14 protein-coding genes and 2 pseudogenes are annotated in these 12,352 nt (G+C 48.7%); 5 read left to right on the top strand and 11 right to left on the bottom strand.

Annotated elements, in window-relative coordinates; translation table 11 throughout:
• Positions 1-27: 27 nt before the first annotated feature.
• The gene (locus QSJ10_RS02540) at positions 28-474 is read right to left on the bottom strand and encodes a CBS domain-containing protein (protein ID WP_011230073.1); all 447 of its coding nucleotides are present in this window, start codon (positions 472-474) and stop codon (positions 28-30) included.
• Between the two features lie 181 nt (positions 475-655).
• Here QSJ10_RS02540 and QSJ10_RS02535 point away from each other — a divergent pair, with 181 nt between their 5' ends.
• On the top strand, positions 656-1,093 hold the full coding sequence (locus QSJ10_RS02535; RefSeq protein WP_053532483.1) for a disulfide oxidoreductase: 438 nt from the start codon (positions 656-658) through the stop codon (positions 1,091-1,093).
• Positions 1,090-1,566, top strand: a complete 477-nt coding sequence (locus QSJ10_RS02530) for a thioredoxin family protein (protein WP_033013885.1) — start codon at positions 1,090-1,092, stop codon at positions 1,564-1,566. Before QSJ10_RS02535 ends, QSJ10_RS02530 begins: the two co-directional genes overlap by 4 nt.
• A 35-nt stretch (positions 1,567-1,601) precedes the next feature.
• Here the strand turns inward: QSJ10_RS02530 and QSJ10_RS02525 are convergent, their stop codons facing one another.
• Positions 1,602-2,000 (bottom strand): YhcU family protein, encoded by a 399-nt coding sequence (locus tag QSJ10_RS02525; RefSeq protein WP_033013886.1) that lies wholly within the window; start codon positions 1,998-2,000, stop codon positions 1,602-1,604.
• Positions 2,001-2,137: 137 nt separating this feature from the next.
• Here QSJ10_RS02525 and QSJ10_RS02520 point away from each other — a divergent pair, with 137 nt between their 5' ends.
• Complete coding sequence (locus tag QSJ10_RS02520; protein WP_033013887.1) at positions 2,138-3,037, top strand: RluA family pseudouridine synthase; 900 nt, start codon at positions 2,138-2,140, stop codon at positions 3,035-3,037.
• A 74-nt stretch (positions 3,038-3,111) separates the two neighbouring features.
• Here QSJ10_RS02520 and QSJ10_RS02515 read toward each other — a convergent pair whose 3' ends face one another.
• The 5 genes from QSJ10_RS02515 to QSJ10_RS02495 form a co-directional block, all read right to left on the bottom strand.
• Entirely contained in the window at positions 3,112-4,452 is a 1,341-nt protein-coding gene (locus QSJ10_RS02515) for a hemolysin family protein (RefSeq protein WP_049625103.1), read from the bottom strand.
• Between the two features lie 111 nt (positions 4,453-4,563).
• Positions 4,564-5,256 (bottom strand): zinc metallopeptidase, encoded by a 693-nt coding sequence (locus QSJ10_RS02510; RefSeq protein ID WP_033013900.1) that lies wholly within the window; start codon positions 5,254-5,256, stop codon positions 4,564-4,566.
• A 151-nt stretch (positions 5,257-5,407) separates the two neighbouring features.
• Positions 5,408-6,235 (bottom strand): aldo/keto reductase, encoded by an 828-nt coding sequence (locus QSJ10_RS02505; protein WP_053532593.1) that lies wholly within the window; start codon positions 6,233-6,235, stop codon positions 5,408-5,410.
• Positions 6,236-6,517: 282 nt separating this feature from the next.
• On the bottom strand, positions 6,518-7,780 hold the full coding sequence (locus tag QSJ10_RS02500; RefSeq protein ID WP_053532595.1) for a dicarboxylate/amino acid:cation symporter: 1,263 nt from the start codon (positions 7,778-7,780) through the stop codon (positions 6,518-6,520).
• A 279-nt stretch (positions 7,781-8,059) separates the two neighbouring features.
• Positions 8,060-8,227 carry a hypothetical protein gene (locus tag QSJ10_RS02495; protein ID WP_162489994.1) on the bottom strand — a complete coding sequence of 56 codons (168 nt, stop codon included), beginning with the start codon at positions 8,225-8,227 and terminating at the stop codon, positions 8,060-8,062.
• Between the two features lie 35 nt (positions 8,228-8,262).
• Between QSJ10_RS02495 and QSJ10_RS02490 the strand changes: the two genes are divergently transcribed.
• Entirely contained in the window at positions 8,263-8,943 is a 681-nt protein-coding gene (locus QSJ10_RS02490; protein ID WP_053532592.1) for a response regulator, read from the top strand.
• A 284-nt stretch (positions 8,944-9,227) separates the two neighbouring features.
• Entirely contained in the window at positions 9,228-9,920 is a 693-nt protein-coding gene (locus QSJ10_RS02485; protein WP_033016566.1) for a DUF8580 domain-containing lipoprotein, read from the top strand.
• Positions 9,921-9,990: 70 nt separating this feature from the next.
• Here the strand turns inward: QSJ10_RS02485 and QSJ10_RS02480 are convergent.
• From QSJ10_RS02480 to QSJ10_RS02465, 4 genes and pseudogenes are all read right to left on the bottom strand, one after another.
• A pseudogene (locus tag QSJ10_RS02480) lies at positions 9,991-10,137 on the bottom strand (sporulation protein YhbH); the annotation flags it as partial.
• Positions 10,138-10,300: 163 nt separating this feature from the next.
• Positions 10,301-11,478: pseudogene (locus tag QSJ10_RS02475) on the bottom strand (IS701 family transposase).
• 175 nt (positions 11,479-11,653) lie between these two features.
• The gene (locus QSJ10_RS02470) at positions 11,654-11,947 is read right to left on the bottom strand and encodes a contact-dependent growth inhibition system immunity protein (RefSeq protein WP_033016570.1); all 294 of its coding nucleotides are present in this window, start codon (positions 11,945-11,947) and stop codon (positions 11,654-11,656) included.
• Positions 11,948-11,988: 41 nt separating this feature from the next.
• On the bottom strand, positions 11,989-12,339 hold the full coding sequence (locus QSJ10_RS02465; protein ID WP_053532590.1) for an RNase A-like domain-containing protein: 351 nt from the start codon (positions 12,337-12,339) through the stop codon (positions 11,989-11,991).
• Between the last annotated feature and the right edge of the window lie 13 nt (positions 12,340-12,352).

The following is a 12,352-nucleotide window of genomic DNA, read 5'->3' as shown; positions in this document are numbered from 1 at the left end:
GAAAAATGTGGGCATCCTTTTTCCTCATTACCCTTGCGGCTGCGACGGTTCCGAAATGTTCGTCAACGCCTGTTCAGCCGCTTCGTTTGATGCGCTGTTCGTCGCAATATCGCCTAGCGCAACAATGCCTTGTAGCTGGTTGTTTTCCACGATCGGCAAACGGCGAACTTGATGTTGGGCCATGACATTCGCGGCTTCCTGCACGCTCATATTCGGCGTACCGGTGACGACTTGATTCGTCATGACCTCCGCTACTTTGACGGTCGACGGGTCTTTTCCTTGGGACGAAACACGCAACGTAATATCGCGGTCCGTAATCATCCCTTTGACTTGCCCGTTTTCCACAACCGGAAGCGCCCCAATATTTTTTTGGCTCATGATTTGCGCTGCTTCTTGCACCGTTTGGTTCGGCGAAATCGTTGCGACGTTTTTCGTCATAATGTCCTGCACTTTGTTTCCGCTGTTGTTCGTCAATGTGATCCTCCCCTTTCACCGATTAGTATGGCTCGTTTGTCGAGCGATATAGATAGAAAATGTTGTTTTCTTTCCTGCCCTTTGCCAGTTATGAATGGACGTGCCGTTTTCCATCCCTTATAATGGAGCTGAACAGTGTAAGATCGGGCAACGGTGTCTGCAACGGAAGAAGGGGAGAAGGATGGAACAAGAAAAACGCGCGGAACACTTGCTTTTGGCCGCATGGGCGACTGCGCTCATCGCCACCCTCGGAAGCCTTTATTTTTCGGAGGTGCTTGGGTACATTCCGTGCGACCTGTGCTGGTTTCAACGCATTTTTATGTATCCGCAAGTCATCATTTTAGGAATCGCCATCGTGCGCAAAGACGCTGCGGCAGCTCGCTATAGCTTCACACTTTCATTGATTGGCGGGGGTATTTCTCTGTATCATTATGGATCGCAAAAAATTCCGCTGCTTCAAGAATACGCCATCAGCTGCGGCCGCATTCCGTGCACAGGGCAATATATAAACTGGCTTGGATTTATCACCATTCCATTTTTGGCGTTCACTGCCTTTATGATCATTATGTTGTTAAGTTGGACCGTCATGCGCCAGCAAAGAAAGGAGAGCGAACGTTGAAAAAACTGCTCGCATTTGGCGGCATCATTGTCGTCCTGTTCGCTGCGATCTCGTTTATTACGATGTACGAACAAAAAGAAGCCGCAAGCAACAATCCTTACCATAAAAGTGAGCTCAACCCAGCCACCATCGCCCAACTTGACGACCCGAACTACCGCAACATTATTTTGCCCGCGAAGTTGAAACAGCAGCTGGCTGACGGCAAGACGCTGACCGTTTACTTTTACAGCCCGACATGCCCTCACTGCCAGCGGACAACGCCGATCGTCGTTCCTTTGGCGAAACAGCTGGGCATCGACTTAAAATTGTTCAACTTGCTCGAATTTGAAGACGGTTGGGACATATACCATATTGAAGCAACCCCGACCATTGTCCATTATGAAAACGGCAAAGAGGCAAAACGCATCGAAGGATACCATGATGAAAAAACGTTTCGCCGATGGTTTGCCTCACTGCCAATGCCAAAAAAATAAGGAGCTGCGCCTTTTACAAGACGTAGCCCCTTGCCCTACATCACCCACTGGTTCACAGCGGGAACATACATGCTGCACGGCATCGCCCGCTTATGGATAAACTGCTTGGCCCGAAATGGAAAGGTAATGCCATGACGAGCCAAAATGTTTTGGTTGCGGGCAAACAGCCATTCATATTGGTCGCACTCTCCATGTTCCCCCATATATTCGATGACGGTAATGAGCGACTGCAGCGCCGAAATGATTTGGAAAGCCTCCTTCATTGTTCCATTATATGCCACATGTTCGTGGTCCAGCGAAAGAATGCCCCATTCCTCAAATTGACGGATTTGTTCATCATCGAAGTAATACGGGAACACATCGGTATAAAAGTAGTTGAGCAAATACTGCATGTAATGCTCTTGTTCCGGAGTCGCTGCATACATCATTTTCAACGTCCTACCACCTTTTCTCGCCGCAATGCTTGCGTTCTCCATCACTAAGACGATACTATGAGTGTACCATATCTCGCGCAAGGATAGGGGTAGAAAGTGTTTCCACAGCTAACAAACAATTGGGAGTGTGACAACCTTTGTGGACAAGAAAAGGCGATTGGCTGGAATGCATCATCCCTAGCTGGTGGAGCGGTTTGACGATTGAACAGCTCCTGAAAGACGTATGGGCCGCCTCGAAAAAGCTCGCCCACCGTTGGCGGATGGAACACGGCGTCAAACTGAACGGCCAGGCTGTTCCCTGGAAGACGGTGCTCAACGAACGCGACCGGCTTCAGCTTTACGCATATGAGCCGGAGCCGTCGTTCATCGTTCCAGAATATCGGGAGCTTTCGATTTTATGGGAGGACGACCATCTGCTCGTCTTGAACAAAGAAGCCGGCATCGACATTCATCCGTCCGAACCGGGGCAAACCGGCACGCTCGCCAATGCGGTCGCGTTTTATTTGCAGTCGCAGGCAATTTTAACAAAAGTGCGCCACATTCACCGCCTTGACCGCGACACGTCGGGAGCGATTTTATTTGCCAAACACCCGCTTGCCGGTGCGACGCTCGATCGGATGCTCGCCCACCGTGCCATCAAGCGGACGTACGTCGCCCTTGTTCACGGTCGTTTGTCCCCGGAATCAGGAACCATTTCCGCGCCAATCGGCCGCGACCGCCACCATCCAACGCGCCGGCGCGTCTCGAAGACGGGGGCAAAAGCGGTGACACACTATCGCGTCATCAAAACATTCCCGTCAACATCGCTTGTCGAGCTTTCTCTCGAGACTGGACGGACGCACCAAATCCGCGTCCATTTGGCCCATCTCGGCCATCCGCTCGTCGGCGATGTGCTTTATGGCGGCAAACCAGTGTTTCATCGCCATGCGCTTCATGCCGCTAAGCTAACGTTCCGCCATCCGTTTACAAACGAAGAGGTCATTTGTCTCGCGCCAACAAGCGATTTTCCCACCGACCTTTCGCGCATTTACAATTGATCTACTCCGCCGTCCTTCAATGGAGAAGGGGATTTCTCGGCCGAAACGAGAAAAGGCAGACGCCCCCGTCTGCCTTACAAACGCAACTCCTCCTCTTCGGCGCCTGCCGCCTCCTCCTCTTTGCTCGGCTCTTTTTTTGCCACTTCCAGCGATTTCACATGATGGCCATCCATTTCCTTCACCGTAAACAAGTAGCCATCGATTTCTACACTCTCGCCTGGTTTGATATCATAATGCTTCGTTAAAATCCAGCCGCCGATCGTATCGACGTCATCATCGTCAATGTCCAGCCCAAGCAAGTCATTCACTTCGCTGATCAACACTTTGCCCTCCAAGATCAATCGATCGTCCATTTTTTGAATCAGCGGCGTTTCATCAATATCAAACTCATCTTGGATTTCGCCAACGATTTCTTCCAAAATGTCCTCGACTGTAACCAGTCCAGACGTGCCGCCGTATTCATCGACCAAAATCGCCATATGGATGCGTTCTTTTTGCATTTTGACCAACAAATCGTGAATGGCGATCGATTCAATCACTTGAATGATCGGGCGGATATAGTCTTTCATCTGCTTTTCGTTGGACGGATTGGCAATAAAGTCCGTAAACACCTCTTTCACGTTGATGAGTCCAAGCACATGGTCTTTATCGCCGTCAATGACCGGATAGCGCGTATACTTTTCTTCGCGAATGATGTCCAAGTTTTCCTTGACGCTTTTGTTAATATCGAGCGCCACAATTTCTTTGCGCGGCACCATAATTTCCTTCGCTATGCGGTCGTCAAAACGAAAAATATTATTGACATAGCGGTACTCTGACTGATTGATCTCCCCGCTTTTGTAGCTTTCTGATAAAATGAGGCGCAACTCCTCCTCAGAGTGGGCGATTTCATGCTCCGCCACCGGCCTGAGGCCAAACAGGCGCGTCACGAGCCGCGCAGAGTTGTTGAGCGTCCAAATGAACGGATACATGATTTTGTAAAACCAGATGAGCGGCTGAGCCGTAAACAGCGTAATCGCTTCCGCCTTATGAATGGCAAGCGTCTTCGGCGCTAATTCACCGACGACGACATGCAAAAAGGTGATGAGCGAAAACGAAATGATAAACGCTAAAAAGTGGGAGACGGATTCCGATAAATGGAGGCGTTCAAACAGCGGCAGCAACATCCGCGCCACCGTCGGCTCCCCGAGCCAGCCAAGGCCAAGCGAGGTGAGCGTAATGCCGAGCTGGTTCGCCGATAAATAGCCATCCAAGTTCGAAATCACTTTTTTCGCCGCGACCGCCCGTCGATTCCCTTCATTGACAAGCTGATCGATGCGCGAGCTGCGCACCTTGACGATCGCAAATTCAGAAGCGACAAAAAAGGCGGTGCAAGCGATGAGAAACGCCACCAACAGCAAACTGGCTATATCCAATTCGTCTCCGAGCGCGGATGAAGCGCCCAGATTACACCTCCTGCACACAAAAGTTTCCATTGCAGCTGATAGACGATGATGCCGCTGGGCCGCCTTAGGCGGCCCAATATGTTACGATTCCTCATTATTGTTCCCTTGGGTGAAAATGAGCACATATTTCAGCAGTTCAAATACGGCGATCAACGTTGCCGCGACGTATGTCAGCGCCGCCGCGCCAAGCACTTTGTTTACACCTCGCACTTCATTTGGGGCGATCAACCCTTCAGCCAGCATAAACCGCTTCGCCCGTGCGCTCGCGTTAAACTCCACCGGCAAGGTAATGATTTGGAAGGCCACCGCCAGCGAGAAAAACAAAATGCCGAGTCCAATCAGCGAAAATTGATGGAGCACAAATCCAACGAGCAACAACAACGGCGCAACGCTCGAAGCGAAGTTCACAATCGGAAACATCCGGTGGCGAAGGACGAGCGCCGCGTAGCCTTGCTGGTGTTGAACGGCATGGCCAACCTCGTGGGCGGCAACGGAAATGGAAGCGATTGAACGCCCATAAAAGACCGGCTCCGACAAACGGACCGTGCGGGAAATCGGATCATAATGGTCGGACAATCGTCCCGGAACGACCTCAACCGGCACATGGTGCAACCCGTGGCGGTCTAAAATCATGCGCGCCACTTCCGCCCCCGTCAACCCCGATGAGGCTGGAACTTCAGACCAGGCATTGAAATTGCTTGATACCTTCCATTGCGCCCAAAGCGATATCAGGAAGGCGATAAAAATGAAAATATCCATCGGATGGAATAGCATCACAGCACCCTCCGTTTTTTCAATGTTCATCAAATGTGTATACTATTATTTATTGTACTTGCTCACCTTTTCATACGTCAAACGGCTCGCTCCGGTTTCAAAAAAAAAAAAACAGCACCTGCATCGAGGCGCTATTTGGCTGATGGGGACATCAAAAATTGAAATTGTCTGGGTCAGGACCGACCCGTTTGTTCAAGTTCAACGCGTCGATCTGTTTCATTTCTTCGTCGGTCAGCGAGAAATCAAAAATATCAGCGTTTTCCTTGATCCGCGCCGGCGTCACCGACTTCGGGATCGTCACGACGCCGTGTTGCAAACCCCAGCGCAACACCACCTGCGCTGGCGTTTTCCCGTATTTTTTGCCAATTTCAACGATTGTCGGTTCGGTTAAAATTTCCCCGCGCATAAGCGGCGACCATGCCTCAAGCTGGATGCCGTTTTCCCGACAAAACGTAAGCAACTCTTTTTGCGTCAGGCGCGGGTGATACTCGACTTGGTTGACCATCGGCTTAATTTCGCAGTCAGCCAGCACATCTTGCAAATGGTGAATTTGGAAGTTGCTGACGCCAATCGCGCGCACATAGCCGTCTTTATACAGCTTTTCCAGCGCTTTGTACGTCTCTTTATACTTCCCTTTCACCGGCCAGTGGACTAAGTACAGGTCAACATAATCAAACCCAAGCTTTTTCAAGCTTGCATCAAACGCCTTCAGCGTCGTCTCATACCCTTGGTCGGTGTTCCATACTTTCGTCGTCACAAATACTTGCTCGCGCGGAATGCCGGATTCACGGATCGCTTGCCCGACCCCTTCTTCGTTTTCGTAAAAAGCGGCCGTGTCAATATGGCGATAGCCAATTTCCAACGCGGTGCGCACCGTGCTTTTTACTTCCTCGCCCTCCTTTACTTTGTAGACGCCAAGGCCAACCCAAGGCATTTTCACCCCGTTATGCAAAGTGGCGCAATCTTGCAGGCCGTTCATATCCTCTCCTCCTCGAGCGTCATTATAGTTTCATTATGGGAAAAGAGGGAAAGAAAATCAAAATATATGCTTGCTCTCCTTTCTCACTTCCCCGCGTCCCTCTTGTTCTTTCTTTAGGGGAAAATCAACGCAAAAACGAGGGGAAACGTTCCCCTCGCGCTGTTATTGCATTCCTTCTTTCATCCATTCGGCGATTTGCAGCGTGCGGCTCCTTTCCCGACGCAGTCAGAAACATGCGAACGGAAAAGCTGTCAATTGGACTTGCAGATCGGCTCCTGACTCTTATTTGGCCACGCTCATCGAGGCGCGCTCCACTTCAGCTTCGTTCGGATGAAACTCGTTTTCCATTTTCGAAACAACCACTGTCGCTACAGCATTGCCGATGATGTTCGTAATCGCCCGCGCTTCCGACATGAAGCGGTCAACCCCAAGCAACAAGGCGATGCCTTCGACCGGAATCATCGGAAATGCTGCCAACGTTGCAGCCAGTGTAATAAAGCCGGAACCGGTAACCCCTGCTGCCCCTTTCGAGGTGAGCATTAATACGCCAAGCAACGTCAGCTCTTGCCAAATGGTTAAATCAATGCCGTACGCTTGGGCGATGAAAATGGCTGCCATCGACAAGTAAATCGATGTGCCGTCTAGGTTAAACGAATACCCTGTCGGAACGACAAGACCAACAACCGATTTCGAGCACCCGTATTTTTCCAAACGTTCCATCAGCCGCGGCAACGCTGATTCAGACGAAGATGTGCCCAAAACAAGCAACAGTTCCTCTTTGATATAAGCGAGAAACTTAAAGATGTTAAACCCATAAAACTTGGCAATCCCGCCAAGCACGACGAAAATGAAAAGCGCCATCGTAATGTAAACAGAACCCATCAGTTTACCGAGCGACACGAGCGATCCGAGGCCGAACGTGCCGATCGTGTACGCCATCGCGCCGAACGCGGCGATCGGCGACACCTTCATAACCATGTTGACGACGCCAAAGAAAATTTCAGCGATTCGCTCAAACAACGAAAGCACCGGTTTGACTTTCTCCCCTAACCCTGCTGCCGCCAAGCCAAACAGGACGGCGAAGAAGAGTACCGGAAGCAATTCTCCGCTGGCCATCGCGGCGACGACGTTATCCGGGATAATACTGAGCACGAAATCGACAAACCCGTGGCTCGTCTCTTCCGCCTGCTTCGTATATTGCGAAATGTCGCCGCCTTTTACGGCATCGGTATGAAACCCAACCCCTGGTTTGACAAGGTTGACGACGACAATCCCGATCGCCAACGCAAACGTCGTGACAATTTCAAAATAAATGAGCGCCTTGCCGCCGATGCGGCCGACCTTTTTCAAGTCGCCCATATTGCCGATTCCGATGACGACGGTGAAGAAAATGATCGGGGCGATCACCATTTTAATCAGCTTAATAAATCCGTCTGCCAATACTTTTAACTTCGCTCCGAATTCTGGAAATAGAAATCCGACAATGATCCCTAAAATAATGCCGATAATGACTTGCACCGTCAAGTTTTTCAGTTTTCTCCGCATTTCTCCCACTCCTTTCAATGTATTGGTAACACTTTCAACATTATCATAAAGAAAAATCGTTGAAATCAAAATATTATGGTGATAATGGTCGTTTTGGTCTTTTTGGTCTTGACCTTTTTTGCTGTTCAAAAACAAAAAAGCTTCCGCCCGCGGAAGCCTATTACGATCCTCTCTTTTATCATATCAGGGGAATCATGCTAAAATAAATGATAATGACTGTTTCGAAAAAAGAGGAGTCTCGCCACGAATCGGCTGCCGATCCGTTGGAAAATCACGATTTTAATTTTTGTCATCGTCAGTTTTTCGATGCTGCTGAGCGGCTTGTTTATCATCAGCGATTTTTTTCATACAAAAGAAGAAGGAAAAGGCACCATCTTTACGATCACATTTGACATGTAACATAGCAAGGAAGCCTAGCGAAACAGCGCTGGTGTCTTTCTCCATCATGTAAACAGGCTCCATCCGTGCAAAGGAGGAAAAGCATGTACCGTGTACTGCTCATTGAAGACGATCCGATGGTCCAGGAAGTGAACCGGCAAATGATTGAACAAGTCGACGGCTTCACCATCGTCGGCCTTGCCGGAAACGGTGAAGAAGGACTCCGCCTCATCGACGAGCTGCGTCCCGATTTAGCGATGATTGATATTTACATGCCGCAGCTGGACGGCCTTGAAACAGTAAAGCAAATCCGCGCCCGCGGCCATGAAGTTGATATCATCGCCATCACAGCGGCAAGCGACATTGAAACAGTGCGCCGCGTCCTGCAAAACGGCGCCTTCGATTACATTTTGAAACCGTTTAAATTTGAACAGCTCAAACAGGCGCTGGGAAATTATCGGGCGTTCCGCCAGTCGCTTGCAGAAAAGGAATCGCTCACCCAGGCAGAACTCGATGCACTACGGCAAACGGCTGAACAACCTGCCGCCTCGCTCCCTGAACTTCCGAAGGGATTAAACGAAGTGACGTTGGAAAAAGTCGTCGCCTACTTGCGCCAGCACCGCTTCCCTGTTTCCGCCGAGGAAGTGGCCGAGGGCGTCGGCATCGCCCGTGTGACGGCCCGCCGCTACTTGGAATACCTTGAGAAAACGGGACAAGTGATACTCGATGTGCAATACATCGGCGTCGGACGCCCCGTCAACCGCTATCAGTTGAAACGACTATAGCCTACCCGGTAGCCCGCACGATTAACCGGGTGGGCAACTCTTCTTGTTTTCGCGGAACATTTCCTGTCTCCAGCCAATGGTAAAGAAGGTGAAACGCTCTTTCCCCAAGCGTAAAATGGGGGAGCGCCACTCGTCGCCACTGTTTGGCGCGGGGCGCATGTCGCCTTGCACACCAAACAACAAGCCAAAACGAACAAACAGAAAAAATAGGGAAACGAGTCTGTTTGTTTCCACCGTTTCAATTGGTATAATGGGGGGTATATGGAACGTAGGGAGGAATGAACATGATTCGATACTGGAAACTGTTGTTCTCTCTCGCTGTCGCCTTCGTCTTGCTGGTTGGCTGTGGAACGAAAGAGCACGAGACGACACAGGCGGCAAAGGAAGAGCAGACAGCCGCCGATCAAAAACCATCGTCTGATGCGCCGTCATCCAAGAACCCTTCTCCTTCGAAGGAAGCAAAAGAGCAAACATCAACGAAAAAGAACGAAGAAGAGCAACGAGCGGCAGGAGGAGGACAACCCGCTGCTTCACAACCGACCATTTCATTGTCCTACCAAGATGGAAACCAAACCGTCACGAAAACCGCAACGCTGCAAACAAGCAACAATCAGCATTTTTCCCTCTATGTTTTGGAAGGATGGACCCTTGACGCCGAAGAACCGGGCGCCGATGTCTTGCTTCATGGCGAAGCATTCGCCCGCATCCGCTTGCTTTCGGAGGGGGAAACAAACTACGAGCAACTAGCGCAAGAACATGCCCAAGCGGTTGACGCCAACGCCGCCCGCCAACAAACGAACGGATTGCCTAAGCCGTTCGCTGATGCCGTTTGGTACACTGCCCAAGCGGACGGTGTCACCGTTCATGTCATCGCCAGCGCCCAACCAGCGCCAATGCTATTGACCGTGCACGCTCCACGCAACGAAGACGTGCTTGGCGCCGTGCTCGCCATGGCGGCGACGCTGCAAAAGCAATAACTTATTTTAGGGAGGGCGATTGCCCTCCCTTTCCAAAAAGAAAAACCCCCTTTTTTCAGCTGCCAGAGGGTCAAACGAGCTGCTTGCTCTCTTCTTTGCGGAAAAATGTTTTCATCGCATGGAACACATCTGATTTTTGCTTCAAAATATAATAGCGGAACTTTTCATCCTTAATATTGCGATACGCCGACATGAGTGTGGAATGGCGGTTGTACTGATACAACTATTAATGCTATACACTTCAAATACTGTTGATTTATCAATTATCATATGACTAGTTGTGGATTGATAAACCCGCATTGCACTTTAATAATAAACTGTAGATGAGCATTTTTAGTAACAATAATTACCATACGAAGAAAAGACAAACGGGGTACCCCCTATGCCACGTGAAGATGTTTTTTCACGGCATCAATGGGAATATTTTGTTTTGCTGCGCTGTAAATGAACTCCACGAGGCTGTGTCCTTTTCTCTTGCGCAGGAGATCGAGCCCATCCGAAAAATCACTGTTCGACTCGAACATGCTGTACACATACGCAAGTTGCACTAGGATCCAATACCGTTTCACCGCCCGAACTTGACGAACACGGTACCCATCGAGCTTCAGCTGGTCTTTCGACTGACGGAAAAAACATTCGATCGACCAACGCTCGGCATAGTAGCGCAAGATTTCTTCATCGCTTAGCTCTCGGTCGGTACTCAAGACGCAGTGAAGATGTTCAGATGTCATGGGCTGATCAGCTTTCCAAGCGAGGAGCACCACGGCATCATCGAGACCTTTGAGAGAGCCTTCATAGCGATACGATAACGCTCTTCTCCCACCGTGACGAGGTGAGTGTCTTTCGGTTCGATGTATTCGGCGAACTCTTTCGCTTGGATAGCGATACCCTTAGGGTAGAGAATGCGATTCGTCTTGAGCACCGCGATGACATGAAATCCTTTTTTCAGGCAGGCTTCCACAAGCGTTTTCGATGGATACCACGAATCCATCAGCACGTACACCGAACGGCGTACATCTAAAGAAGAAAGCATCTCGATGGCTAGTTCTCCTTTGCTTTTCCCAGCCCCCTTGTCGTAGAGGCGAAAGGCAAAAGGGAACGCTTGGGTCATCGTATGAACCATGAGCCAAACGAGAGAATGTCCCCAGATCGACTTTTTCTCTGTGTGAGAATAGTGCCAATCACACCCTTGAATGGCGTTCGTCGCCTGTGACGAAGGCTTTGTTTTTTGGCAAATCGTATCATCGATCGAAACAAAAATGGGTTGATTCTCTCGTTTCGAGCTGCGTTCGACACGATGAAGGATCCACTGCTGGAGTTTGCGAAGCAACGTCTCTTCCTCCCAAGGACTTTTCGTGAAAAAATGGCTTAGTGTCGTGCGATGGTTCGGATGAAAGCTCCCATGATGAAGATCGGTCAACGTTCCCGAAAAACCTTTCGTCACCATGGCATCCACGATATGAACGAGATGCTTCATGACAGGTTTCGAGAAATAAAGTGCCAACCCTAACGTTATGAAGAACTTGTCGATTCCTTGATGATGTGCTAATCTATTCATAAGACATGAACCTCCTTGTGGATAGTTGTGGCACATCTATTCTAACCAAGGAATTGGGTTCATGTCTCTTCTTTTGTTTAGTTGTAAATTTATGTTAGTGAATTTGCTCATCTATAGTAATAAAGTTTAAGTAGCAATACGGGTTTATGTGAAAAGACCAAAAGTTAATTTTAAATTATTGAATTGCCTTTAAAACAGTATTAATAAATTCTGGACCATCTTCAAAATCTAAATATCTCATACTATATTCATGTACATATTTTTCGATTTCTCTCCACGTCTCTTTATCACCTTTTTGTAAAACATCCTGCAACATTTTTAATTCGCTTATTAATTGTTTTACCATTGATTTAGGTTCTCGCTCTTTAAAATCGGTTGCCAATCCTTCAAGATCTGACCAGCTAACACTTTGATTAAAATACCCACTCATGAAATATTTGAGCATTTCTGGCTTTTTTAGATTATCCACCATAAATCACCCTTTCTCATTTTGTTGTTTTGTTTCACTATTTATTTGCCTCGCCATTTAAGTACAGGAAAGGAGGTTAAGATAATAAACCCTTCTTTTGCACTAGGATCCCTCTTCAAAACAGTGACGGCTTGCCTTATATCTCTATGTACGTTCTTTTCTCCCCTATATACCCCTTTTCCAATACTCTCTTTAGAGGTATATAATAATGTCTTTGTATCAATATCAGTGTTTAGCAACCAATTTGCAATGTCCTCTGCATTTTGTTTAATAGTCTTATCTATGACAGAAATAGCTGTATTCTTATTTGTATATGATGTAGCATCAGATTTCTCTTTTCCGTTTGCACGCTTTATCAAATCATTATCGGTTTGTGCAACATGTTTGGCCAAAGTATGACCTTGA

Origin of the sequence: Geobacillus stearothermophilus ATCC 12980 (genome assembly GCF_030369615.1) — a bacterium.
Lineage (GTDB): Bacteria > Bacillota > Bacilli > Bacillales > Anoxybacillaceae > Geobacillus > Geobacillus stearothermophilus.
The sequence above is the reverse complement of the archived record's forward strand: the minus strand, read 5'-3'. Positions and strand labels throughout refer to the sequence as shown.

Bases quoted from the DNA above. Each gene is read 5' to 3' on its own strand.
- QSJ10_RS02510 (WP_033013900.1), bottom strand. From the start codon at position 5,256: ATGCTATTCCATCCGATGGATATTTTCATTTTTATCGCCTTCCTGATA.
- QSJ10_RS02490 (WP_053532592.1), top strand. From the start codon at position 8,263: ATGTACCGTGTACTGCTCATTGAAGACGATCCGATGGTCCAGGAAGTG.
- QSJ10_RS02505 (WP_053532593.1), bottom strand. From the start codon at position 6,235: ATGAACGGCCTGCAAGATTGCGCCACTTTGCATAACGGGGTGAAAATG.
- QSJ10_RS02535 (WP_053532483.1), top strand. From the start codon at position 656: ATGGAACAAGAAAAACGCGCGGAACACTTGCTTTTGGCCGCATGGGCG.
- QSJ10_RS02500 (WP_053532595.1), bottom strand. From the start codon at position 7,780: ATGCGGAGAAAACTGAAAAACTTGACGGTGCAAGTCATTATCGGCATT.
- QSJ10_RS02495 (WP_162489994.1), bottom strand. From the start codon at position 8,227: ATGATGGAGAAAGACACCAGCGCTGTTTCGCTAGGCTTCCTTGCTATG.
- QSJ10_RS02485 (WP_033016566.1), top strand. From the start codon at position 9,228: ATGATTCGATACTGGAAACTGTTGTTCTCTCTCGCTGTCGCCTTCGTC.